Raw genomic sequence first — 23,790 nt, 5'->3', positions numbered from 1 at the left:
TTCATTAGGCTTTGTTCGGTTGCAGCATGAAGGTTTGATAGGTCAACTGTTCGAACTCGTGGTCGAGCACGGCTAAGCCCACTAAAGTGGTGAACAATAGCGATAGCGCGTACCCGTAACCATAGAACACTGGGCCTAACAGCTGGCTCAGCAGCGTAAGGACCACGTTACTTAATAAGAACAGCAGGCAAAGCCATAGCGCTGGTTTGAGTCGGTCGAGATAGAACAGTACGTTCAGGATGGCCATCAGCAGTACTTGTATTCCCACCGCCACAATATCGATATTAAATAGCGGTAAATACCAGTGGGAAAAGCCCAACCAAGTGAATAGTAGCGGGCCACTTAATAGCAGCCCGGCAACGGTGATGCCCTGTACTTTAAAAATATCGTAGATACCGTGACGAACGCTGGCGACCATTTCGCCGCGCAGTGCCTCAATGTGCCCCAGCGTATCTCCACCCCGTATAGCGTCGTAATACGCATGGCAGCGTTCTGCAAAGTCGGTCTCCATACGCATGATGAACACCGCCATTCCCGGCACAATGGAGAGATAAGCTAAAAAGATGGGTAAGTCGTAAATCGGTGAGGCACGCAGCGGGCCAATAATCGGCTCGGATGTGGCGGGGTTAAACCAGAACACCAGTTTATCAGCCCAAATGCCGGCCTGATAGAATAGTCCGATGGCGATCAACGAACGCTGACACTGTCCTGCTCGGTGTAAGTCAAAACCCCACAGCCGATTACTGGGGTAATGCCGGATGACCATCGCCAGGAGCATGAAAAGCAGTAGGCTTTGGCCGAGCACAAAGCCACCCAGCAGGCCCTCCAGCCCATGTTCGTTGAGCAACACGCCGCCAATAAAGGTGGCCCCATAACCGCAGGTAAACGCCAGTAACACTTGGCGGTAGGCTTTTACCCCCGCAACAAATACCGTGACGCACCAAATCATGCTGAGCACCACGAAACTGATCAGCATTTCCAACTGATAGAGCCAAGGCGTTTGTGCAAAGGCCCACCACAGCACGGCGCCGCCAACGAGGGTAGCTACTAACATGACCAGCGTTAGCAGGCCCATCACGTTGGGCAAAATCGCGGCATCGCGTTTTTCAAACAGCCTGTCGGCCACAAAGCGGGTAAACAGCAGTTGCACCAGTGATGTCAGTAGCAGCGACCCGGCGACTAGCCATGTGACGGAGACCAAGAACGCCGTTACATGGGCGGTGCTAGAGGGGCTTGCCGCCGCAGACAGCACGCCCAATGCCATTACCGCCAGAATAGACAAGACCCAAGGGCCTGAGCTGATCAAACCCGCGTAGCCATAGGCACGCAACAGGCTGAAATAACTGTCCTGACGGAGTAACCGCCGCAGTTCAAAGCCAATGCCGGCCATAAATATCGTCTCCTGACGCCAACGGTTAACGGGTACTCATTGTCGACAGCAGGCTATCTCCCGTTGGGGAGGCCTCACTGACGGCTAAGGAGGGATGAATGACGTCTTCATACAACTGTTGATAGCGTTCCATCATTAAAGCGTCGGTGTACTCGGCCTCAACGCGGGCAATGCCTGCCGCGCGTGCGCTATGCCATGCAGACGGATTAGCCAGTAAATGATGCATAGCATTAGCCGTCGCCATGGGGTTGGCAATCGGTACAATTTGTCCCGCGGCTTGATGTGTGGCCGGGTTGCCAATGACCAGTTCGCGGCAGGCGCCGACATCGCTGCACACTACCGGCACGCCTGCCGCCATGGCTTCGAGTACCACTAATGGCTGTGCTTCGCTAATTGAGGTCAACACCACCAAGCGCACCTGGGCGAGGATGTCTTCGGTGCGCTGGAAGCCTAGAAAGCGAACGCTGCTTTCCACACCAAGTTGCGCCACTAAGTCGCGGCATTCCTGAGCATAGGTCGGATCCTCGCTGTCGGGACCGACAATCCAGCCCTCGGCGTCGGGCGTTAGACTGATGAGTTGGCACATGGCACGAATAAACGTCTTGATATCCTTAATCGGTGTGACGCGACCCAGTAATGCCACAATAGGGGCCTGATTGTGGGCGGTGGCGTCCCGCAGGGGCGAAAAGCGCTCAATGTGAATGCCGTTAGGGATCAGTCGCGTACGCGCTTCGGGGGCGCCATCCAGCAACTGACGTGCGCGGTTGCCTTCATGGAGCGTGGTGATTTGCGCAGCGCTGGCGTAGGTCATCCGCCCAAGGCCCTGGAAAAAACGGATCCACATCTGTCGGATATAGCCGGTATCAATTTGAAACCCGTGGGAGAGCGCATCGCGGGACGTTTTAATCCACTTGGCTTCGAGCAGGTCGATTTGACGCTCTTTGGTATAGATGCCGTGCTCGGTGATAACCAATGGCCGCTGGTGAATATGGTGCGCCATAGCACCTAAAAAGCCAGCATAGCCGGTAGAAATGGTGTGAAGGCAGCGGCTTTTAGGCAACGCGTTGGCAATTCGCGCCAGCATGAAGAGCGGCGTATGAATATTGCGCACTGACCAAAAATAATCGATGAAAGAAGGCTCCGTTGCATGCTCAAGGTAGTGGTCGACAATGTATTGCCATGCTTCTTGGCTGTGGAGAAAATCCTCCTGACTTAACCCCCCGTGCTGGCCGATCATCCGGGCGACGTCACACAGTGCTCGTTGCTGGTCGATAGTCGCCGTTTTGCGCAACGTTTCGTGAAGTTCACGGACTTTAGCAAACGTACTGGGCCGCCCTCGGCGCGCTTTTATGGCGCGATGCGCGGGTAAGTCCTCCATCAAATAATGGCATTCCAAATGCACCACGTTAGCGGGTCGTTCAAATAAGATGCCAGCATAATGTTCGCTGCGGCCACCCAGGAAAACCAGCGCGAAACGCAGCTGGGGCAGGCCACGAATCAGTTGATCCACCCAGGCGCTCACGCCCCCTCGCACCATGGGATAGGTTCCTTCCAGCAACAAGGTGACATCCGCCGGAGCGTCACGTTGGTTCAGCGTCGGCCAGCTCATTGCCAATACTCCATTAAGGGGTGCAGCACAGGGTGCCGCTGGGTCGCAGGGCTAAGACGTGACAGATAGCCACGAAGCGTATGGTAGTGATGGGTTAGAAAGGCTTGTTCGGCGCGATATGGCGCGAGATCGTCGTCGTTCATGCCCAGTCTTTCGCATTGGCAAAAGGCGGCTTCAGCACTTTGATAATCCTTCAAGGCGAGGCATATGCGGCCACGTAATAGCTGCCGGTGAGCGCGGTTAGCTTGGAAAATGGCCTGGTCGATGTAGGCTAAGGCACGGGTTAAATAAAACTCGACGGTGTTGCCCTGGGCAAGAGTGAGGTAATCATATTCCCAATACAGCACGGCCAGCGCTTCGGCGTAATGGCCAAAGGGGTCCCCATCACGCCCGTATTGCTGCGCAAGCAGTTGAATTCGTTCGTCTACCTCACGTTCAATGCCACTGAGCATGGAATAGGCCAGCAAGCGTACGTCATCGGTTGGGTCGGCCAGGCCAATGCGCAGCAGGCCTACTGCTTGGCGGCGTGGTAAATGGCGGCAGGCCAAAATGGCTTCCTGGCGTAGCACGGGGCTCTCGGAATAACTGAGTACGCTGGTTAACCCTTCTCGCATGGCGGTTGTATCAGGGCTAGGTGGGGAAAGCGGCTGGTAGGGCAGCGGTGGTAAATCCAACGCCTGCCAGTGCACGTCATGCTTTGGTACGGCGCGGTAAAGCGCTGGGATTACGCCCATGGCTAAGCCCAATATGCCTATGCCGGGCAGTAAAAAAACCAGCAACAACAGCACTAACAGGCTACCCATGACGGGCCGTTGATAGGCAACGGGTAGGGTTTGGCGGCTACCTTCCGCGAGTAGCAGCGCCCCTATCCCATGCAACGCGATGACATGTAGTGAAGGCATAGCTGTAGTGGCTAGCCAAAGGTAAGCCGCCCCCGCTTCCGCAGAGAAACCGACGCTCAGCCATGGCAGACTGCGCAGCAACACGGCTGTAAAACGTCTTGGGGGGCTAGGCGTGAGCATGATGGACCTCGGGAAGGATCTTGGTCGACAGCAATTTCTTAGCCGATACGCGGCCGTCAAGCACCTTGTAGCTAATGGTTATGTGCTGGCAGTCTTCGCCGAGCCCCGGCTGAGCGGCAAGTGTTTCCTGCAAACGCTCGGCATAAATCGCAAAGGCACCCTGCTGGGTGAGTGGCAGCAGTACATAGAGTCGCTGTGACCGGTCATCTTGTGGGGAGACCCAACTCCGGTCGAGGCCGCGTTGCTGGCTGACAATGCTATCGATAGCGTTGGCGACTTGGTCATCGCTTAACTTCGCTGAGAAATCAATGGTGATCAGCAGAGAGGTAAGTTGATGATCGCGGGCGTGACGTACCCATTGGGCGACGACGGCGCGAGGATCGGTGTCTTCCCCTTGCCGAGTGTGTTGGGCCTGCTGCAACATATCGCCCAACTGAGCCCCCAACACCGCCAGTAAATGTAAGTGGCCACGATGAAAGTCGATAAAGGGCATGGCAGTGATGGCCACCACAGCGTAGATGCGTTGTTCAACATCAATGAGAGGTACGACGGCTAGCAACGGCGCGTTATCAATATTAATACCTTGATCCATCGCGCTTTTGAGACAAATCATACGGCGCTGTTCAAGGCAGGCAGCCAGCATCGGGTCGTGCCACGGGAGTGTAACCTCACCGCCAAACCAGGACGCGAACGAGGGTTGCAATTGCCCACGATGATCCACGGGTATCAACACCGCTTGCTGAACCCGAGCGTGCAGCGCCAGGAAGTTCAGCAGTTCGCCACCGTGCTGCTTGAGCAGATCGCCGCCAGGCGCGAGCGATTGATATTTTTCCTCAAGGGCTTTCAGGGCATCGCGCAGGGTGAACGGATTGGCCGCCAAGCGCTCGGCCAATTGGTCGTGGGAGACGCGCAATAACTGATAGTGGCGGACGAACTCTTCTAGTCGTGTCGACTGAGCACGGTGGATAACGGCCATTTGCTGTAAACGCCGACGCCAAGTGTCGGCCATTTCGCCCGCTATCATACCGACCAATATCAGCGCGATGGCAACCGGCAGGCGCTGGGACGGCTCGGTGAGCAGGTCACCGTGGTACCACCACCCCTCAAGCCCCATCAACATAACGCTGCCCAAGGCACTACTAAAGCCCAGTGCGAAGCCATAGCGCATCCCCACCAGCAAAGGGGCGATGGCCAATAACCAAGTCAAGCCACTGCCAAGTAGCAGCGGGTCGTCTGGATTGATCGCCCAGCCGATAACCGGAAACGCGAGGGTAATCACAACGCTTTCTAGCAGGCGTAACCCTCGGGGCGGCAGTGCAGGCTGAAGTTCATCGATAGATGGGGACATGGTGGCCTCACTGCTGCACGGGCAGGGTGTCGACTAACTCCGCCATCAGTTTCTGCGCCACGCCGCTGGTGGTACTAAATCCCCAGCCAGTGCGTGCGCCGCTGGCGCTCCATAAAATATCTCCCGTATTAACATCCACCACGCGCAAACTGATGCCAATGGCGGGTTCGCCATCCAAGCCGGCTTTGTATTGCCACTCATCCACGGAGCCCGTTAACGCGTAACGAACCCCTTGCTGCTGAGCCCAGTCAAGCGCCGTTTGATAGTCCTGCTCACTGGGCAGCGCTAATAAGTTTTGCTGGGCTGGGCGTGGTGCTTGGCTTAGCGAGCTTATGCCTTGCTGATGCAAAAGCGTCAGCAGGCTGGCTTCCGCCTTCTGTCCTGCCAGCGGCGTTTCGGAATGATTGGCGATAGGCAGTAAAGCCCATTGCGCTTGGCGGCTTAGCGGTTCTGTGCGGTGAACATCCGTGACCGCGCAGCCAGTTAGCATTAACACGCCGAGCAGCACCAGCTGTACCAACGGCCTTAATCGAATAATACGCATCGCGGTATCTCCAGGGCGCTAGGTCGGCGCCTCAAGCAGTGGTAGGGGTAACGGCGTGGCCGTTGGGTTGCCTGTGACATCGTCAGTGCCCCAGGAAGTATTGATACGTCAGTGAAACGCCGAGGTTGGTGTCGCCATCATTCCCCGACCCTTGGTCAGCTTCTACGCTCAGACTGAGTGAATCGTTGCCGAAAAGCCGGCTACCCAGGGCAAAACGTGCGTTGAGACCAATATCGTTTTCGGGTAGCTGATAACCCGCTTCCAACGCCAGCTCGAAACTCGGCGACGCCAATAAAGGCGCGGTGCTGGCAGGGTCGCCGCGGCGCAGAGCAACGCCGACGCCAACAAAGCTCGATTGATCGGTGAGTAGGTCATCGGTTTGAAAAGTGGCTGGCAGCCGCTGGCGGATATCATCAGGCAGTTGGTCGATGGAATAGTCGGCATGATTTGCTAACACGCTTAGATCCAACTGACGGGTGGCTCCTTTCAGCAATGCATGACGCAACTCGGCGTCCACCCGATAGCCATCGCCGAGGGAATCGCGCGTTTCGCGGCTGCGTAGACTCACGTGGCTAGCCTCTAGAGTGAGGGTATCTCGGGCGGTGGGAGTCCATTCCAACTGAGCGCCGACTCGGTCTTCGACGGCGAGCAGCCGCAGGGTGTCGTTAATGTCGGATACATGACTAACTTCACCGTACAGCGTGCCCGCCAAACGTGAGGTTGCCTGCCAGCGTTGCGACGCACCAGCGTAAAGCCGGTTGTGGCGCTCTGTGTGTAATTGGCCCAGCGTAAGAGTGGTATCAAGTCGTGTGCCGTTAAAACCTAGTGTCAATTCGGTGTCTTGTTCATCGGTGACGCCTTGGCTATCGGCAATCTCGTCCTGGGCGTCAAGCTGACGTTGCACCAGCGTAAGCTGGCCCCAAAAACGCTCTCCGCTCACCTGGTATAGCGCTTCCTGCGAGGTGATATCCAGCTCGCCCAGGCGCTGATATTCAGCGGAAGTGGCCAGCCGGTGGGGCATATCGGCCGCCAGTTCAACGATATCATGCCGTCGGTCCATGCCCTCGGCGGTGAGCCGTTTGGCGAGTGTGCGGGCGGTTTGACGGCGGTCGAGCTGGCGCATAATCGCCAAGCGATCGGTGGCCGAAAGTTCGCGCCCGGCATCGCTATCCAGCAGTTGTGCCAGAGTGTCGCGATCATTCTTTGCTAAGGCCACAGCCAGCGTTTGCCAGGCGGGGCTGACATGCCCCTGTGACTGGGCGCGGAGTAGCAAATAACGGGCGTGAATGGGCTGTTGCATGGCCATGTGCGCATCGAACAGCCATTCACTGTCGCTGGCCTGAATGGGCTTTTCAGCCAAGGCATTGGTCACGAGTTGGCCATACCAGCTGCGCACGCTATCGGGGCCATGCCGTTTGGCCACTAGTGCCATCGCCTGGGTATGGTCGCGGCGTTGCGCCTCGCTCAGGGGAGCCTCTAGCGCTGAGGTAAACGATGGCGAAAGCTCGGCGAAGGCGGCCAAGCGCATGTTAAACGCCAGTGCTTCTTCACCGCTCTGGCTCAGGGCATCGGCATGGTAAAGCTGCTGCCATGCATCCAGCACGCCTGCGTCGCCCGCTAAGGCATACCACACAAGTGCTTGGTCAAGATTGCCTAAAAATCGCTGTGCATCGGCTATGGCGCTCATCATGGCGGGGGTTTGAGCGGCTTGATCCTGCCACTCTGTTATGCGTCCACGCAGTTCTTCTTCATCACCTGAGGCGATTAACGCATACAGCATGCCGGCGCGCAGGCCAGGGTCCTGGGGTGAGCGCGCAAGGGCTTTTTGGTAAGCCTCGACGGCCTCATCGGGTGCTCGTTGAAGCAGTGCTTGCTGCGCTAGCGCAGCCCAATAATCGGCGGATGGCTCAAATGTTTCAGGCGCTTGCTCTGCCATTGCTAATAGCGATTGAGTCAAGGCTGGCTGACGGTCGCGCTGAGCTAAATAGAGCATTTGAATTAGCGCGTCGCCGTCACGCGCCTGGGACCAGCGATGCTCGGTCACCCGCATGGCGAGGTTGAGGTTATCGTTATCGGCGGCGGCCTGGATGAGTCGCGAGGCGCCTTCGGCGTCCAGAGCATCCTGCTCAAACAGCGCACTATAGGCGACCATGCTGGCCTGGGTGTCACCCAGCTGCCAAGCCAGCTCAGCACGGTGTTGGTCAGAGTCGGTGTTGGCGCTGTCCGTGGGCTGGCCGAGTAGTTGCAAGGCGCTATCCAACTGCCAGTTTTGGCTCATTAGCTGTTGTTGTGCCTGAATAAATTCAGGCCGTGCCCCATAGCGGGCATTGAGTGCCGCCCAGCTTTCAGTGGCTTCATCCAGACGTCCGGTTTGTTCAAGCCAGGTGGCTAGGCGAATGCCTAACGCTTCATCACGAATGCCGGCCGCCTGCCAGGCTTGTATATGCTCGATGGCGGCATCGGGGTCGCCCAATTGTTCAAGCAAATCAGCCCATAAGCGGCGATCTTCCAACGTCAGCTGACGCTTTCGTTCCAACCGGCTCAGGGCACGAATGGCGGCAGGACGCTCACGGACACTGAGAGCCAGCGCGATAACCCACCGATTATGGCTTTCCTTGTCTGTTTGGCGCGCGAGTTGCTCAGCATTCTTCAGGGCCCCTGGGGCATCGCCGGACCACTGTTGCGTTTGGGTGAGCTGCTCAAGGTAATCGAGATTGTTTGGATGCTGGCGGCGCAGTTGCTCAAGCGACTTCATGGCGCTGGCTTGATCGTTGAGGCCCAGCGCAATGCTCAAGTGACGCTCTAAGTTAGCTGTATCAGGTTGTTGGTCGATCAGTCGCTGTGACCAGTCAAGCGCTTGCTGCGGCTGATCATGGGCAAGCGCTAAGCGGACACCTAAGTCGAGCAGTTCGCGGTCGTTGGGAAATGCCGCCAAATACTCGCGGGCATACTCGACCCCTTCATCCTGCTGACTCTGTTGGGCGGAGCGCAGAGCCTCAAGCGCAGCCGTGCGACGCGGTGATTCAGCGCTATCGTCATTTTGTTGGGCATGCGCTGGGGCAATCAGCCAGGAAAGCCAGCCCAGCGTTAAGCGGGGTGTTTCAGCAACCCGATACGCACGATGCCAGGCGGCGGCCGAGCGCTCTGGATGGCCAGCACGCAGCCACCAGTAACCGGCCAGTGATAACCAATGATATTGTCGATCGACCTGCTGGTCAGCAAGGCGCTCGTAAAGCATGGCCGCCTGCGAAGGATGCTCAATAGCCAGCCAATAATCAGCCATACGTTCCAGATACTCAGCAGGAAGATGGGTGTTGGCCTGAAAAGCCTCTAGGATTGTCTGAAAGTATTGAGCGGCTTGTTGCCGGTCTGGCTGTTCTGCCGTGACCGCCGCCAGCAACTGCCACTCAATGGATAGGCGCAGCCACTGAATTGCTACATCGTCTGTGTCTTGTAGCGGCAACAGGATGGTACGGGCAAGCGGGGCGTCGCCCACTTTAAGCAGCTTGCTTGCCAGGTTGACGCGAAGCTCTACGTTATCAGGGTTGGTATTTAGCAGCGCCTGGGAGTAGAGCAGTGAAATTCGACTCGGCATGCTGTCGCTGTTCTCAAGCGTCAGCAGATGGTGGGCGGGAAACAGCAAGACCAGCATCAGGGCAATGGCCAAGGCCACCAGACGCAGGGTTAACGGGCGGATTAAGCGCCGTTGGCGCAGCATGTCGGTAGTGACTTTAGGCTTAGCGTGTTGCACAGCGCACCTCGATCCGCTCAGCGCGAGCGTGGTCAAAGGCGAGCAGGGTAGCGTTACCCCGCTGATCAATGCGTGCCCCGGGGGCCGAAACCTGGCAGTTTTGAGTGGCGCCAAGCTCAACCTTTAACGGTACCTGTTCGGCGGCAATACTAAAGCTGAGTTGCCCAGTCGGGCTTGCCTGCCACTCGGTGATACGTCCGTTGGCATAGCGCAAGTGAGGCGTTTGCGGTTGGCTGGAAGTTACGTAAAGCGTGGCATTCTCTTCGCCTGAGAGCGCGATATAGCGACCCACAGGGATGTCGCGAACGCCCGCAACTCCGTCAGAGCGTTCAAGATCAGGCCAGCCCATGACGGTGGGGAGTCGTAGGGTGCGCATGTGGTCAGCCCCTTTGATCTGCCAACCGCCGTCTAACCGTTTAGCGATACCGGTGTGGTACCACTGGGTGGCCACATCGCTCCAGGCACTGGCATACAGCGGCAATGTTTCCTGGGTGAGTACATACTCATACACCTGATGGAGGGCACGTAGCGCGCCGGGGCTTGCGGCGGAGTAGAAGTGGTAGTAAACATCGATGGGCTTTAAGCGGCGCGGTTGGTCGGTGAGCTGATAGGTCTCGATTGCCCGTCGGTAGCCCCACAGAGGACCTAACATGTTGTTGGTATACACATTTTCATTAATCTGTGGGGCGTAAACCTGGAGGTATTGGCCTTGCGGGCGCAGCATGGGCGATACGTTGGTCATGGTCGGGTTGCTATGGGTAACGCTTGTGTTACCGCCGTTTAGATTGCGTAGCCCCAGTTCATCAGCAATTGCCAAGGCTTTTTCAGGCGGCAGTGCGTTACCTGTCCACAGAACTACGTTGACCGGCTTATTGGCGGGTGCCAGTTCGCGGTTGATATAGTCACTGGAACCTTCGATTTCACGCCGCAATGAGAAGCGATAATTGGGAATCGGCAGGTTGTAATTGAACTTGGCAAGGGTTTGGCCTTGACCTGCGAAGTCGTCTTCCCGAAGGCTTTCCCACTCGAAAGGATGGCTAAAGGTATGCGTTGCCACCTCGACCCAGGGGAGGCTGAAAATACGTCGTGCCAAAGGCTCCAGCGTCGCGCGATGCTGGGGATAGAGGCCTTCGGGGCCTATCTCGCCTTCAATAATCGATACCGTAGTGGGCACCTGGTAGCGTCTTAAAATATCCGACAGCATCAGTTCGCCGGTGAAGGGTGTGCCGGGCAGATCAGCGCGGCTGACAAAGGCATCGCCGTCGATTTGGGTCATCCAATAGCGGGCACCATTTTCGGTGGTGGCATCGGGAATCGGCATTTCAGGTAGTGCTAAGGCGCGCTGTAAAAACGCAAAGGGATCAAGGTTCCAGCGCATTTGCGTTTCACTTGCCTGCTCGAAAATCCACGGGTAGCTTGCAAGCCCCCCCCAATGGCCGGTGAGGATGGGTGAAAAGCGCCGCTGCCGTTTATCGCTTAATGTAAGGTGCGACGTGATGGTGCTGTCGAGTATTTGGTAGCTGGTTTGAGGAGCGGGAGATGGGTGAGAAAAACCCTCAAAATCAACCAGTTCGTCATGGTTAAGCAGCGTCAATGAGGCGGCCGCGAGACCGCTGACTTCGCGCACGCCCATTAAACTGCCTAGCGCGCCTGATAGTGGCACCCCAGGGTCACCCACGATCGCTGCGCGCAGGCCGTTTTCCAACTGGTGTTGCAACCAAGGCGCATAATGCGATGCACCGGTCAGCGACTCATCAAACCAAGTCACCACCCCAGCGTAGCGGCCATGCAGGATATCGTTGGGTAGCGGGTCGTTAACGTCGCGATACTCAGCCCCGTAGCCTAGGTACTCCAGGGGCATCGCCAGATAGCGGTGGGCGTTGGTGTAGGCTAGCTCGCCAGCTTCCGTTTTAGCTTTATCAAACAGGATCAACACCCGTCGCGGCATGGCTTCGATTAGCCCGACGCCCATTTGATTGAGATGCGGCACGCTTACCCAGGGAATAAATCCTTCGGCATGAATGCGCTGGGCGGTTTCTCGCGCTAACGAGCGGTTATTGGCGGGGACATAGTCAATGGCAATCGCAGGCAGTCGATAGTCATCCCTGACCCGGGCAAGCTGTTTGTAAAGCCAAGTCTGATCTTCGTCAGGCACCGCCCCAAAGACTTCAGTGGTAGGATTCCAGCCGCGATAGAGTGACTCAGCCGCCACCCCAACCACATCGCCGTGAACGCGGTCTAGGACTTCAAACCCACGGTTAAGTATCAACTGCATATCGGGAAATTGGCGTTTGATCTGGGCAATGATCTCCACCAGGGCATCCTGCTGGCGCCCAGCGGCGTCTCCGTCAGGCGCAAATAGGCGATAGCTATCCAGGGTATCGAGAAACAGGCCTCGATAGCCGGCGTCCCAAAGCGGGCGAACGTGCTCCTCGATCAACCACTGCTGCCACTCAGGGGCGGTTAGGTCGGCCACCTGGCTATTCCAGGCATCGTTACGGGTGACCAGTGCCTCTTCGGCAATGGGGGTATTGGTTTCCCGCCATGCATCGAGCTCACCAATACTTACATAGGCGAAAAGCTGTCCGCCGTGCTGTTCCAGTTGGCGATAATGGTCGCCATCAATATTGGCTGCTTCGACCACGATCCAGTCGAATTGTGAGAGCAGCTCGGTGGGGGCGTCATTACCGTAGTAGAACGCAACGCTGGGTGGGTCAGGCGTTGTGGCCGCATGCACCAGGCCACTGTTTAGCATGGTTAGTGCCAACAGCAGTCCGCGGAAGAGATAAGTAGCCACAGCATCACCTTTATCGGTAAGTTCGCATGAACCCGGCGCGTTTATCAGGCGTTCATTATCAGCGGGGGGGGCGTGTGACGGAGCATGGTTTGACGGTAGTCATGAATTAGTTCGCTCAGCCCTTCGCGCAGCGTCCATTGCGGGGTGAGTGATAACCAATCGGCTAAGCGCTGAGGGTCCCCATAAGAATGGTGGATGTCTTCCGCCTTTGCGGGCAGGTGCTTAGTGGGTAAGGGGCAGCCGGTTAATTGGGTCAACAGGTCGATTAGTTCAAGCAGATCAATCCGCTGGCCTGTCGCGACGTTGCAAATACCGCATTGCGCGCTGAACAGCGCAGTAAGGTTGGCGCGGGCCACATCGCCGACGTAAATAAAATCGCGCGATTGGCTACCATCGCCAAAAACGACGGGGGCTTGATCGGTGAGCATTCTATCGATAAAGCGTGCCACGACACCGGCGTAAGGTGAGTGGGGATCTTGGCGCGGGCCGTAAACGTTAAAGTAGCGCAGCCCCAAGCTGGGTAAATGATGCAGACTTGCTAACAGGTCTGCGTAGCGCTCATCCACCCATTTTTCCAGCCCGTAAGGTGACAGGGGCTGTAGAGGGGTTTCTTCGCCAAGCGGCAGTTGTGTAGGCGTGCCGTACACCGCAGCAGAAGAGGCATAAACGAGCTTCGTGACCTTTGCCTGGGCCGCCGCTTGCATTACGTTAAGCGCCCCAAGGATGTTATGTGTGGCAGAGTCGTAAGGGTCTTCAACCGAGCGGGAAACAGATACCTGAGCGGCAAGATGCAGGCAGTGAGTGATGCCTAGCATCACAGTGCTGACATCGTCGCGGGAACGAATATCGCCTTGAACAATTTCCAGGTGTTCATGTTGAGGAAGGTTGGCAACGCAACCGCTTGAGAAATTATCCAGTACGCGTACCGAGTACCCGCTGGCTAACAGCAGGTCGACTGTATGAGAGCCAATAAAACCCGCTCCCCCCGTTACCAGAACATGCTTGTCGTCGTTGTCCATGATCATGCTCCCTATCCCTTATTGGCTGATGACGCCTGCGGCATATGGGCTTAGTCAGCGCTTTAGTTTTTGAAACAATTTGTATCTTAATGTTTAATTATAATTACAATTCGCGCAATAGCCGGGGTAATGGAATTGCTAACAAGCAAAGCATGCTTTTACTCATACTCGAGTGATGAGCGGGGGAAAGAGGGGAGGAAGAGTCGCCGTTTTTTATCCGCGTTGCCCTATAAAACAAAGGCCAGCGTAAAAGCTGGCCTGGAAAAGTTAAAAGCTGGCGGTGTCAGTCAGCGTAGCGTGATCCGTTCAACGCCTTCTGGATTGCCTAATAACAGTATGTCGGCCCCTCGGGCAGCAAATAAGCCATTAGTGACGACACCGACGATGGCGTTAATTTTAGCTTCCATGGCGACAGGGTCGTCGATCATAAATTCATAGCAGTCGATAATCTGGTTGCCGTTATCGGTGACCACGCCTTGTCGATACACTGGCTCGGCACCCAGGGTGACAAGCTGGCGGGCAACATAGGAGCGGGCCATGGGAATGACTTCCACCGGCAACGGAAAATGGCCAAGCTGGGCGACATACTTAGAGTGGTCGGCAATGCAAATGAAACGCTCTGCGCAGGCCGCCACGATTTTTTCACGAGTGAGTGCAGCCCCACCGCCTTTGATCATCTGTAAGTGAGCGGTCACTTCGTCAGCACCGTCGATATAAAAGGGCATCGTGCCCACACTATTAAGCTCGAATACCTCGATGCCCAGCGCCGACAAGCGTTGGGCGCTGGCCTCTGAGCTCGCCACCGCGCCCTTGAATTGATCCCGGAGCGGCTTGAGTCGATCGATAAACAGATTGGCTGTCGAGCCGGTGCCGATGCCCAGCACGGTATCTTTCTCTAGCCAGGGTTCAATTTCACTGATCGCTTTATCCGCGACGGCGGCCTTGAGTTCGTCTTGGGTCATGGTATGCCTTTTCGCTGGGAACATTGGACTCACTGCTCATTATAACGACGCGAACGCGGCCTGCCGATCAAAACGCCGCTGGACGACGTAAGGCGTAATCTGCTACCAATAGGGGTTTTCCCCACGCCCGTCAGGGTTATGCTCTTCATTGGAATTCTCCGCATGCTTGAAGCTACCGTCAAAAAGATCCTCCAGGCCCACGTTTACGAGGCCGCTTGTGAGACCCCCATTTCGCCTGCTCCCTTTTTGTCGCGTCGTTTCAATAACCAGATTTTAATCAAGCGCGAAGACCTACAGCCGGTTTTCTCGTTCAAGATCCGCGGGGCCTACAATAAAATGGCCCAGCTCAGCGAAGAACAAAAAGCCAAAGGCGTGATTGCCGCCTCTGCGGGCAATCATGCTCAGGGGCTTGCCATGGCCGCCAAATTGATGGGCGTAAAAGCGGTCATTGTGATGCCGCGCATTACCCCTGAAATTAAAGTGCAGGCGGTGCGTGCCCGGGGCGCCAAGGTGGTGCTAAAGGGGGATGCCTTTGCAGCCGCCGCCGAGCATGCCCAGGAACTCATCAAGGAGCACGGCTACACCTATATTCCGCCCTTCGATGACATCGATGTGGTTGCCGGCCAAGGCACCATCGCGGTGGAAATCCTGCGCCAGCAGGCGGGGCGTCTCGACGCTATTTTTGTGCCAGTGGGCGGCGGTGGCCTGATTGCCGGTATTGCGGCTTACGTCAAGTACCTGCGCCCAGATATCAAGGTTATTGGCGTCGAATCCGAGGATAGTGCTTGCCTGAAGGCGGCACTGGAAGCCGGTGAGCGGGTAGTGCTGGACCAGGTGGGCGTTTTTGCCGAAGGTGTCGCTGTGGCGCAGATTGGTGAAGTGCCCTTCTCGCTGGTGAAAGACATTATCGACGATGTGATTACCGTCACCGCCGACGAAATGTGCGCCGCGGTCAAAGACATTTTTGAAGATACCCGTGCCGTCGCGGAAACTTCAGGCGCGCTATCGTTGGCCGGGCTGAAAAAATATATTCAGCAAACCGGCGCGGAAGGCGAAACCCTGCTGTGTATCAATTCCGGGGCCAACACCAACTTCGACCGTCTCCAGCATATTGCCGAGCGGACCGAGCTTGGTGAGCAGCGTGAGGCTATCCTGGCGGTGACGATTGCCGAAAAACCGGGTAGCTTTAAAAAGTTCTGCCGCACGCTGGGCAAGCGCATGGTAACGGAATTTAGCTATCGCTATGCGGACAACAGTGAAGCGCATATTTTTGTCGGGGTGCAGGTAAAGCCCGGCGGTGAAGACCGCCAGGCGGTTATCGACAAGCTCCGAGAAGCGGGATACCAGGTTGAAGACTTGACTGATAACGAGTTGGCTAAGTTGCATATTCGTCACTTGAGTGGCGGTCGCCCTAGTGAACATTTTGAAGAAGAGCTGTACCGCTTTGAGTTTCCTGAGCGCCCAGGGGCGCTGATGAACTTCCTTACCCAGCTGCCTCACGACTGGAATATTTCGTTGTTTCATTATCGTAACCACGGGGCCGCCTATGGCCGCGTCCTGGTTGGCATGCAAGTCCCCAACGGTGACCGCACACACGTCGCGGAGCATTTGGATACCATTGGATACCGCTACTGGCGGGAAAGTGATAATCCCGCTTACCGGTTATTTATGGCGTAATATTCCTCCGCATAATGAGTTAGTGGTTACTCGCATTGCAGGCCGCCATGAGTCAGCCTATTAAGAAACGCTGTGCGATTATTTTTTCGTAGCATATTGCCGTTTAAACCGTTGTCAACGGTAGCCTATTGGCCCTATAGTCAGAGGCGAAATTAATGAAAGGCGTCATCAGGGCAGTATTAGGCTGCTCATAATTGGGTAAGCTAGGTGACGTTTTATTGCATTGGCAACACTCAGGGGGTTGGAGAAGCAATATGCGGCGTAAAAAGCCCGACATGGTAATGGCACTGATGATTGTGTTTGCGCTCGGGGTATTAGCCACCGGCTACGCGCAGGCGTTATCGGGAAGTTAACCCATACCTTGGCAAAATAAATAATATGCTCAACGTCGAGCGGGCTGGCCTTTGGGCCAGCCCGTTTTGCTATGAGGCCGATTAAACATCCCCAGGGCGAATGATATGTTGATCGCTCACCACGGCGTTTAACGGTATGTCCCAGGGTTCGACGGGTAGGGTGTCTACCTGCTGGCAAGCGTGGGCCACGCCCAGCAGCGTAGGCTTAGGACCAGGGCGACGCATAAAGGCGAGGCTGCGATCATAAAAACCGCCTCCCATACCCATGCGATTGGCCTGGGCGTCAAAACCGACCAGCGGCACTATCAACGTATCTAATGCCCACGCGGGAAGGCGGTTTAGGCGTTTGGCCGCAAAGCGGGTGTCGGGTTCGGCGATGCCGAAGCGATTTTTAACCATCGGGGTATGCGCATGATAAGCCACAAACCACAGCGTATTAGCTACGAATGGCCGCAACACTGGTAAATAAACGGTTACCCCGCGTCGCCGCAGCCAGGGAATTAACGGGGTTGGGTCGATTTCACCCATCACGGGTAGGTAGAGGCTAATTCGCCGGGCACGGCGGATTTCGGGAAGGCGCTTGAGTTGCTGGCAAAGGCGGGAGGCCGCTTCGCGTTGCTCTCGTGGTGAAAGCGATCGACGCCGCTGGCGCAATTCACGCCGTAGCATCCTTTTTTGGTCAGCGCTGTGGAGGCTGTCCATCATAATGAGTGTTCCCCAGAGTGCCGCTGTCGTTCTGGCCCTGAACCTACTGGTTCAGGTGGGTGGCCGCAGCCAAACCGTCAGGCTTTCCGACGCACGGACATGCACACGGGCCTGGCTAGCATTTGGCCCCCTGGGTATTACGCATAGGCTCGAGGGACTATAACGACTGGCGCACACCCCAGAGAACTTGGTTATCCTAACAGAGCGGGGGCCAATGCCAAAGGCTTGCGTTAAACGACCTCACGGCTTGCGAGTTTGTGACAAAGCGTGTTCGAGCCGCTCATTTAGCCGGTTCAAGCTGGCTTCCCCGGCGCGATGTTCGTCCATTGCCTCAAGCAATTCGTGGGTAATGTTGAGTGCTGCCATAATGGCGATACGCTCACTTCCCAGCAGGCTACTTTGTGCCTGGATACCCTGCATGGCGCGATCCAGGTAGCGGGCCGCGCGTTCAAGCTTGGCTTCTTCACCGGGGTCGCAAGCAATCACGTAATCACGCCCCAATAGGCTGATTTCGGTAGTAGGCCGCTTAGTGTTACTCATGACAAACTCCGGCACGGGTCAAAGGGATGCCCAATGCGTTAACATCACTGCATAGGAAGGACGATGTCGTTCACTATAAGAGAGCGGCTTGCACGGGGTCAACGCGCAAGCCGGAGCGGCATATGATCGCAAACCCATTTGACGAGTGAAGACCATGTCGCTAATTGACGAACGCCAAGATTTTTCGGATGTCGCCGATGTTTTTTTGTTGCACGGAAGCATGCAGTCGCCCGCCTTTCTCGATGGTCGGTTATGCGCACTGCTTGCCTTGCGCGATGTGGATGCCCAAACCTGGCTGGAGGAGGTCTGCTTAAGCCTCGGTGTGGACCAGCCTCGTGATCCCGCTAGCGCCGAACGCCTACTTGGGTGGCGGCGGCAAACCCTGGAGGCGCTAAGCGCCAGCGACCTAGATTATACGCCGCTGCTACCTGATGAACTGTTTTCTTTGGGCGAGCAGGCACAGGGCCTTAAAGAGTGGACGCTGGGCTTTATCGAAGTAGTCGATGAGGTAGCTGACAACGAGCTGCGCGAGCGCTGGTCACAGGCGCTACGCGAGGCAATAAGTGACCTAGAAGGGTTAGGCCGAATCGATACCGACATCGACGATAGCCCTGAAAACGAAAACGATCTATTTGCGCTTACCGAGCATGCCCGTATGGCCGCTATGCTGCTGTATACCGAGCAGCACCCTGGTCAGCCGCAGGTCGAGAAAACCGATACGCCCGTTCATTAAACTGTTGTTGGAAAACGCTATGTTGACTGATGTATTGCCTCGCCCGCCAGCTATCACGCGGGCAGAGTATCACCAGCGGCGCGACACACTAATGGCCCAGTTGCTGACTAATGCCGCCGTTATTTTACCGGGGGGCTCGTTGGTGACGCGCTCCAACGACAGCGAGTACACGTTCCGGCAAAGCAGTGATTTTTACTACCTCACAGGTATCAGCGAGCCGGATGCCCTGCTGGTGCTGTTGCCGGGGCGTGAAGCAGGTCAAAGCGTGGTGTTTTGCCAGGACCGTGATCCCACCATGGAAGCCTGGACAGGGCGACGGCTGGGCGCTCAAGGGGTGATAACAGCGCACGGCATTGATCAGGCATTCGAAAACGCCGAGCGCGAAGCCATGATGCCTGAGCTGCTGGCGGGCCGTGAACTGCTCTATTTACCGCTTGATCATGACGGTGCCCTCGATATTGCTGAAGAAGCCTTGTCTCAGGCCAAGGCAGGCCAACGCCGTGGACTTCCCGCGTTAAAGGGCTGGATGGATGTTAATCCGCTGATTCATGCCATGCGCCAGATTAAGAGCGAGGCGGAGATCGCCCTATTGCGTCATGCCACGGCAATTTCGGCCCATGCGCATGTGCGTGCCATGTGCACGGCGAGGCCTGGCCTTAGTGAGTACCAGTTACAAGCTGAATTAGAGCATGAGTTTGTCTGGCAGGGCGGCAGCGGCCCGGCCTACAGCACCATTGTGGGCGGCGGTGCCAATGCTTGCGTGTTGCACTACATTGAGAACAGCGCACCGCTGGCTGACGGCGAACTGGTATTGATTGATGCAGGCGCGGAATTTGAGCTCTATGCAGGCGATATTACCCGTACCTTCCCTGTCTCTGGGCGTTTCAACGATGCACAGCGTGCGCTTTATCAAGTGGTGCTTCACGCCCAGGAGCGCGCCGTTGCGGCTATTCAGCCTGGCGTCACCCTCGCCGACATCCATAAGGGTGTGGTAGCCGACTTGACCGCTGGGTTGATTGAGCTTGGTCTGCTGGAAGGCGAGCTGCAAACCTGCATCGACGAGCAGCACTACCGGCGGTTTTATCTACATTCGACGTCGCACTGGCTGGGGCTGGATGTGCACGATGTGGGCACCTACCGTCTTAACGCAGACACCCCCCGGCCGCTTGAGCCCGGTATGGTGCTGACCGTTGAGCCGGGTCTTTATATTCCGGATGAAACGGACATACCGGTAGCGTATCGAGGCATTGGCATCCGCATTGAGGACAACGTGGTGGTCACTAATCAGGGGCACGAGGTACTAACCGACCAGGTCCCTAAACGGGTCGCCGATATAGAAGCACTCATGGCATCTGATTAATTCATTGCAGTGCATTATGTAATTTACGTTACGCAATAAGCGCTGTACTTGAGAGCGTTGTCACCAGTGGGAGAGAGCCAATGCAAGCGTCTGGGCAAACGGTAACCCATGACATTGTGATTGTGGGGGGCGGGTTAGTGGGCGCGAGCTTAGGCTGTGCCCTGGCTCCCTTGATTGAGCGCTTTGGTTGGAAAGTCGCCATTATCGAGGCGGCACCGCTACCCGTTAAGTCGCTGGATGAGAGCTGGCAGCCAAGCTTTGATGCCCGCGCCAGCGCCATTGCCGAAGGCTCGGCCCAGCGCTTTCGTCAATTGGGCGTTTGGGAGGCCATGCAAGCTGAAGCCACGCCAATAAAGCGTATCCATATCAGCGAGCGGGGCCGGCTGGGGGCCACCCGGCTCAACGCCGATGAGCTTGGCGTCAATGCGCTGGGGCATGTGATTCCCAACGCTTGGATGGGGCGCGTGCTTCATCAACGGCTCAATACGTTACCCCTTGAATGGCACTGTCCCGCCAAGGTCGAGAGCATTACCCCGACCCCTCAGGGTCACGACCTGAGGCTCTCTGATGGTAGTTGCCTGCACGGCGCCTTAACGGTGTTGGCCGATGGTGGGCGCTCAGGGTTAAAAGAACAGCTGGGTATAGCCAGCCGCCGCGAGGCCTATCAGCAAACCGCGTTGATTGCCCACGTAGGCGTCAGTCAGCCACATCGTGGCGTCGCCTATGAGCGGTTTACCAGCGCAGGGCCGATTGCGCTACTTCCCCTACCGGGGCAGGCAATGGAGTTAATCTGGACGCATACCACCGGGCAGGAGCAGGCACGTCTGGCGCTCTCGGACGGCGAATTCCTGGCGCAACTCCAGGCCGCCTTTGGCGATCGGGTTGGGTGCTTTACTCAGGTGGGCCAGCGCCACAGCTACCCATTGAATTTAATCACCGCCGAAGAGCCCGTCCGCCCTGGGCTGGCTGTGTTGGGCAACGCAGCCCATGCGCTTCACCCGGTAGCTGGTCAAGGCTTCAATCTAGCCCTGCGTGGCGTGATGGATCTGGTCGAGGCTCTGGAAGAAGGCGAGTGGGCAAAACGGCCACTGGGCGATATGACTACGCTGCAGGCGTTCGAGCGCCAACGTGCGCGCGACCGCGCCAACGTGATTCGCTTTAGCGATGGGCTGATTCGCCTGTTTGGCTTGTCGCTCCCCCTATTGTCCCATGCCAGAGCGGCTGGCTTGATTGGCCTCAATATCGTTGGACCATTACGTAAAGGGCTAGCGCGCAGAGCAATGGGACTCGAACGTTGAGCCCTGGCAGCGCCGCCAAGCTTTGTACGAAAATCAAGCCAACATAAGGAGCGTTATGCAGACGTTCAATGAGTCAGATAAATCGGCGGCGAGTGACTTTGACGTCATCGTGGTCGGCGCTGGCATGGTGGGTAGCACCTTGAGTTGGCTGTTGGCCGATGCCGGGATGCGGGTGGCGCTGGTTGAAGCGAAAGCACGGCCACCGTCACATGCGGTGAGCGGCCTTCCGTCACCTCGAGTCAGCGCACTGACGCCGGTTTCACAGCGGCTGTTAACTTATATCGGGGCCTGGCCGTTAATGGTCAATGCCCGCGTCACCCCCTATCGCCATATGCAGGTGTGGGACGCCGAAGGCAGCGGCGAGATTGGTTTTTCCGCCGACGAGGCGGGCGTTCCCGTGTTGGGGCATATCGTTGAAAACGACGTAACCCTGTCGGCGTTGCACACAACGCTTCAAGGTCAGGGCCGGGTTAGCGCGTTTTTCGGTACGCCGGTAGAAACATTGGGGGGCTCGGCGTCGGGGCGTCGGCTGGGTTTGGCGAGCGGCCAGTCACTGCACGCGCCGCTGGTGGTGGCAGCCGATGGGGCGCGCTCGCTGCTGCGTGACATGGCCGGAATCGACGTGATCAGCGAGGCAATGGGCCAGGATGCCGTGGTCACCACGGTGCGCTGTGACAAACCCCATGGCGACACCGCGCGGCAAGCATTTGTCGACGGATGTCCGCTGGCCTTTTTGCCGCTAACGGTAGACAGAGATGCCCACTATTGTTCGATTGTGTGGTCGACCACGCCTGCTCACGCTAAACAACTGTGCAAGCTTTACCCAGCGGCGTTAGGCGAGGCGCTTGGTGGCGCCCTGGCAGGTCGTATGGGGACGGTTACTGCCTGTGATCGAGCGTATCGATTTCCGTTGGTGCAGCGCCATGCGACGTGTTACGTGCAACCGCATTTTGCGCTAGTGGGGGATGCGGCCCATAGCCTGCACCCCCTCGCTGGCCAGGGAGTTAACCTGGGGTTGATGGATGCTGCCGTTTTGGCTGACGAGGTCACCGCGGCTTGGCGGCGGGGGGCTCCTTGGGGAGAGCTGAGCACACTGAATCGCTATGCCCGCCGACGGCGTGGGGATAATCGCGCGATGCTTGGCTTGATGAAAGGCTTTAAAACCCTGTTTGGTAGCCACGATCCGGCGCTCACGCTAATGCGTAATCTAGGTATGAGCGGCATGCATCGGCTGACCCCACTCAAGCGCCTTGTTATGCGGCAAGCGACCGGCGAGCGCGGTCGCTTGCCGGCCCCGTGTCGTTAATCACGACGGCGGTCGACCACATTCAATGCTTTCAGCAAGTTCAGCGCCTCGCCTAGTTGGTAGTCGTCGCGCAGGCGCTGCGAGGCTTCCTCGCGGTCACGCGGAGCCTGCTGGGAGCGAAGGTGGCCTTCTAAGTCGGCTTCGCGGGTCTCGCGCCGTCCTTCGGCAACCTCTAGCCGTCCACGCACCACATCAACGTCGGGCTCAATGCCTTGTGCTTGAATCGAGCGGCCGTCCGGGGTGTAGTAAAGCGCGGTGGTAAGCTTAAGGCCCTCACCGTTGCCCAGTGGCATAATCTGCTGAACAGACCCCTTACCGAAGCTATCCGTACCCATAATGACGCCACGGCGCTGGTCTTGGAGGGCGCCAGCGACAATTTCGGCGGCTGAAGCGCTGCCGCCGTTGATCAGTACCACTAGTGGCACGTCGGCTGCAGGTGTATCAGCGGAGGCTGAGAAGGACAGCTCATTGTCGGGAATACGGCCTTCGGTATAGACAATCAGGCCGTCGTCTAAAAATAAATCAGCTACACCAACAGCAGCCTGTAAAACGCCGCCGGGATTATTACGTAAATCGAGCACTAGCCCTTCCAGCGGTTGTTCGCGGGCCATATTCTCAAGCGCTTTTTGGGCCTGCTCTGGCGTACGCGACTGGAATTGACTGATGCGTAAATAGCCATAGCCGGTTTCCAATAGCTCATGTTTAACGCTTTCGCTGCGGATAACCTCGCGGGTCAGGGTGAAGGCCCGAGGAGAGTCTTCACCGGCGCGTAGCACGGAAATCTCCAGTTTGGTGCCGGGGTCGCCGCGCATCAGGGTAACCGCTTCCTGCAAGGACATGTTGTCGGTAGGGGTGCCGTCGATGCTGATGATGATATCCCGCGACATCAGCCCCGCCCGAGAGGCAGGCGTATCGTCGATCGGAGTAATGACCATGAGCTGGCCGTTTTCCATGCCGACTTCGATACCGATGCCGCCAAATTCACCCTCGGTGGATTCGCGCAGACTTTGATATTCCTCTTTATCAAGATAAGCGGAGTGAGGGTCTAGCTCGCTCAGCATGCCACGCATGGCATTACGCAGCAGGGTGCGGTCGTCAACTTCTTCAACATAAGCGCGTTTAATGCGTTCAAACACTTCGGCAAATGTCTGGATCTCTTCAAGCGGCAAGTCGTCGCTGACGCTATCGCCAGCACCACTGCCTTCACTACTGGGTTGAGCCAGCAGCGGTAACGGGGCCGATAGTAAAGCGATAGAGAGCAGGGTTGCCAAGAGGCGTTTGGCGGGGGCCGATACCTCGGTAACAGATAGCGTCATGCAGACTCCGCGAGCGATAGGTGGGCAGCGTGCGTCGCTACCCGAAGTGACAATAATAAT

General features: G+C 57.0%; 17 protein-coding genes and 1 other RNA gene. 5 read left to right on the top strand and 13 right to left on the bottom strand.

Annotation, left to right across the window (positions count from 1 at the left end; all coding sequences use genetic code 11):
* Positions 1–4: 4 nt before the first annotated feature.
* The 9 genes from pelG to rpiA all read right to left on the bottom strand — a co-directional run bounded on the left by pelG (position 5) and on the right by rpiA (position 14,442).
* Positions 5–1,390 carry an exopolysaccharide Pel transporter PelG gene (gene pelG, locus GA0071314_RS18315; RefSeq protein WP_074398045.1) on the bottom strand — a complete coding sequence of 462 codons (1,386 nt, stop codon included), beginning with the start codon at positions 1,388–1,390 and terminating at the stop codon, positions 5–7.
* A 25-nt stretch (positions 1,391–1,415) separates the two neighbouring features.
* Positions 1,416–2,999 (bottom strand): GT4 family glycosyltransferase PelF, encoded by a 1,584-nt coding sequence (pelF, locus tag GA0071314_RS18310; RefSeq protein ID WP_074398043.1) that lies wholly within the window; start codon positions 2,997–2,999, stop codon positions 1,416–1,418.
* Positions 2,996–4,021, bottom strand: coding sequence for a HEAT repeat domain-containing protein (locus GA0071314_RS18305; RefSeq protein ID WP_074398042.1), 1,026 nt, complete (start codon positions 4,019–4,021; stop codon positions 2,996–2,998). The genes pelF and GA0071314_RS18305 overlap by 4 nt, the downstream gene beginning before the upstream one ends.
* A complete protein-coding gene (locus GA0071314_RS18300) occupies positions 4,008–5,369 on the bottom strand; it encodes a PelD GGDEF domain-containing protein (protein WP_074398040.1) in 1,362 nt (453 codons plus the stop codon). Before GA0071314_RS18300 ends, GA0071314_RS18305 begins: the two co-directional genes overlap by 14 nt.
* A 7-nt stretch (positions 5,370–5,376) precedes the next feature.
* A complete protein-coding gene (locus tag GA0071314_RS18295) occupies positions 5,377–5,913 on the bottom strand; it encodes a hypothetical protein (protein WP_074398038.1) in 537 nt (178 codons plus the stop codon).
* An 82-nt stretch (positions 5,914–5,995) separates the two neighbouring features.
* Entirely contained in the window at positions 5,996–9,664 is a 3,669-nt protein-coding gene (locus tag GA0071314_RS18290) for a tetratricopeptide repeat protein (protein WP_074398036.1), read from the bottom strand.
* Positions 9,651–12,461, bottom strand: a complete 2,811-nt coding sequence (locus tag GA0071314_RS18285; RefSeq protein ID WP_231896478.1) for a bifunctional glycoside hydrolase 114/ polysaccharide deacetylase family protein — start codon at positions 12,459–12,461, stop codon at positions 9,651–9,653. Before GA0071314_RS18285 ends, GA0071314_RS18290 begins: the two co-directional genes overlap by 14 nt.
* Positions 12,462–12,505: 44 nt before the next feature.
* On the bottom strand, positions 12,506–13,480 hold the full coding sequence (locus tag GA0071314_RS18280) for an NAD-dependent epimerase/dehydratase family protein (RefSeq protein ID WP_074398035.1): 975 nt from the start codon (positions 13,478–13,480) through the stop codon (positions 12,506–12,508).
* Between the two features lie 287 nt (positions 13,481–13,767).
* On the bottom strand, positions 13,768–14,442 hold the full coding sequence (rpiA, locus tag GA0071314_RS18275; RefSeq protein WP_074398034.1) for a ribose-5-phosphate isomerase RpiA: 675 nt from the start codon (positions 14,440–14,442) through the stop codon (positions 13,768–13,770).
* Positions 14,443–14,604: 162 nt separating this feature from the next.
* Here rpiA and ilvA point away from each other — a divergent pair, with 162 nt between their 5' ends.
* On the top strand, positions 14,605–16,119 hold the full coding sequence (gene ilvA, locus GA0071314_RS18270; protein ID WP_074398032.1) for a threonine ammonia-lyase, biosynthetic: 1,515 nt from the start codon (positions 14,605–14,607) through the stop codon (positions 16,117–16,119).
* A gap of 434 nt (positions 16,120–16,553) precedes the next feature.
* Here the strand turns inward: ilvA and GA0071314_RS18265 are convergent, their stop codons facing one another.
* The 3 genes from GA0071314_RS18265 to GA0071314_RS18255 form a co-directional block, all read right to left on the bottom strand.
* Positions 16,554–17,174 carry a 5-formyltetrahydrofolate cyclo-ligase gene (locus GA0071314_RS18265; RefSeq protein WP_074398588.1) on the bottom strand — a complete coding sequence of 207 codons (621 nt, stop codon included), beginning with the start codon at positions 17,172–17,174 and terminating at the stop codon, positions 16,554–16,556.
* Between the two features lie 8 nt (positions 17,175–17,182).
* A non-coding RNA gene (gene ssrS / locus GA0071314_RS18260) (6S RNA) lies at positions 17,183–17,365 on the bottom strand.
* Positions 17,366–17,417: 52 nt separating this feature from the next.
* Entirely contained in the window at positions 17,418–17,717 is a 300-nt protein-coding gene (locus tag GA0071314_RS18255; protein WP_074398031.1) for a cell division protein ZapA, read from the bottom strand.
* A 154-nt stretch (positions 17,718–17,871) separates the two neighbouring features.
* Here GA0071314_RS18255 and GA0071314_RS18250 point away from each other — a divergent pair, with 154 nt between their 5' ends.
* The 4 genes from GA0071314_RS18250 to GA0071314_RS18235 all read left to right on the top strand — a co-directional run bounded on the left by GA0071314_RS18250 (position 17,872) and on the right by GA0071314_RS18235 (position 22,414).
* The gene (locus tag GA0071314_RS18250) at positions 17,872–18,450 is read left to right on the top strand and encodes a UPF0149 family protein (RefSeq protein ID WP_074398029.1); all 579 of its coding nucleotides are present in this window, start codon (positions 17,872–17,874) and stop codon (positions 18,448–18,450) included.
* Positions 18,451–18,469: 19 nt separating this feature from the next.
* Positions 18,470–19,810, top strand: coding sequence for a Xaa-Pro aminopeptidase (gene pepP, locus GA0071314_RS18245; protein ID WP_074398028.1), 1,341 nt, complete (start codon positions 18,470–18,472; stop codon positions 19,808–19,810).
* Between the two features lie 80 nt (positions 19,811–19,890).
* A complete protein-coding gene (ubiH, locus tag GA0071314_RS18240) occupies positions 19,891–21,108 on the top strand; it encodes a 2-octaprenyl-6-methoxyphenyl hydroxylase (RefSeq protein ID WP_074398026.1) in 1,218 nt (405 codons plus the stop codon).
* Positions 21,109–21,163: 55 nt separating this feature from the next.
* Positions 21,164–22,414 (top strand): UbiH/UbiF/VisC/COQ6 family ubiquinone biosynthesis hydroxylase, encoded by a 1,251-nt coding sequence (locus GA0071314_RS18235; RefSeq protein WP_074398025.1) that lies wholly within the window; start codon positions 21,164–21,166, stop codon positions 22,412–22,414.
* Here GA0071314_RS18235 and GA0071314_RS18230 read toward each other — a convergent pair.
* On the bottom strand, positions 22,411–23,730 hold the full coding sequence (locus tag GA0071314_RS18230) for a S41 family peptidase (RefSeq protein ID WP_074398024.1): 1,320 nt from the start codon (positions 23,728–23,730) through the stop codon (positions 22,411–22,413). The two genes, GA0071314_RS18235 and GA0071314_RS18230, sit on opposite strands and share 4 nt — an antisense overlap.
* Between the last annotated feature and the right edge of the window lie 60 nt (positions 23,731–23,790).

The organism is Halomonas sp. HL-93 (assembly GCF_900086985.1).
Taxonomy (GTDB): Bacteria; Pseudomonadota; Gammaproteobacteria; order Pseudomonadales; family Halomonadaceae; genus Vreelandella.
This window is presented reverse-complemented; position numbering and strand designations above follow the sequence as displayed.

What these genes read in the sequence shown, in the direction of transcription:
- GA0071314_RS18235 (WP_074398025.1), top strand. Translation starts at nt 21,164, where the DNA reads ATGCAGACGTTCAATGAGTCAGATAAATCGGCGGCGAGTGACTTTGAC.
- GA0071314_RS18280 (WP_074398035.1), bottom strand. Translation starts at nt 13,480, where the DNA reads ATGGACAACGACGACAAGCATGTTCTGGTAACGGGGGGAGCGGGTTTT.
- GA0071314_RS18295 (WP_074398038.1), bottom strand. Translation starts at nt 5,913, where the DNA reads ATGCGTATTATTCGATTAAGGCCGTTGGTACAGCTGGTGCTGCTCGGC.
- GA0071314_RS18265 (WP_074398588.1), bottom strand. Translation starts at nt 17,174, where the DNA reads ATGGACAGCCTCCACAGCGCTGACCAAAAAAGGATGCTACGGCGTGAA.
- ilvA (WP_074398032.1), top strand. Translation starts at nt 14,605, where the DNA reads ATGCTTGAAGCTACCGTCAAAAAGATCCTCCAGGCCCACGTTTACGAG.
- ubiH (WP_074398026.1), top strand. Translation starts at nt 19,891, where the DNA reads ATGCAAGCGTCTGGGCAAACGGTAACCCATGACATTGTGATTGTGGGG.
- GA0071314_RS18305 (WP_074398042.1), bottom strand. Translation starts at nt 4,021, where the DNA reads ATGCTCACGCCTAGCCCCCCAAGACGTTTTACAGCCGTGTTGCTGCGC.
- pepP (WP_074398028.1), top strand. Translation starts at nt 18,470, where the DNA reads ATGTTGACTGATGTATTGCCTCGCCCGCCAGCTATCACGCGGGCAGAG.
- rpiA (WP_074398034.1), bottom strand. Translation starts at nt 14,442, where the DNA reads ATGACCCAAGACGAACTCAAGGCCGCCGTCGCGGATAAAGCGATCAGT.
- GA0071314_RS18230 (WP_074398024.1), bottom strand. Translation starts at nt 23,730, where the DNA reads ATGACGCTATCTGTTACCGAGGTATCGGCCCCCGCCAAACGCCTCTTG.
- GA0071314_RS18300 (WP_074398040.1), bottom strand. Translation starts at nt 5,369, where the DNA reads ATGTCCCCATCTATCGATGAACTTCAGCCTGCACTGCCGCCCCGAGGG.
- pelF (WP_074398043.1), bottom strand. Translation starts at nt 2,999, where the DNA reads ATGAGCTGGCCGACGCTGAACCAACGTGACGCTCCGGCGGATGTCACC.
- pelG (WP_074398045.1), bottom strand. Translation starts at nt 1,390, where the DNA reads ATGGCCGGCATTGGCTTTGAACTGCGGCGGTTACTCCGTCAGGACAGT.
- GA0071314_RS18250 (WP_074398029.1), top strand. Translation starts at nt 17,872, where the DNA reads ATGTCGCTAATTGACGAACGCCAAGATTTTTCGGATGTCGCCGATGTT.
- GA0071314_RS18255 (WP_074398031.1), bottom strand. Translation starts at nt 17,717, where the DNA reads ATGAGTAACACTAAGCGGCCTACTACCGAAATCAGCCTATTGGGGCGT.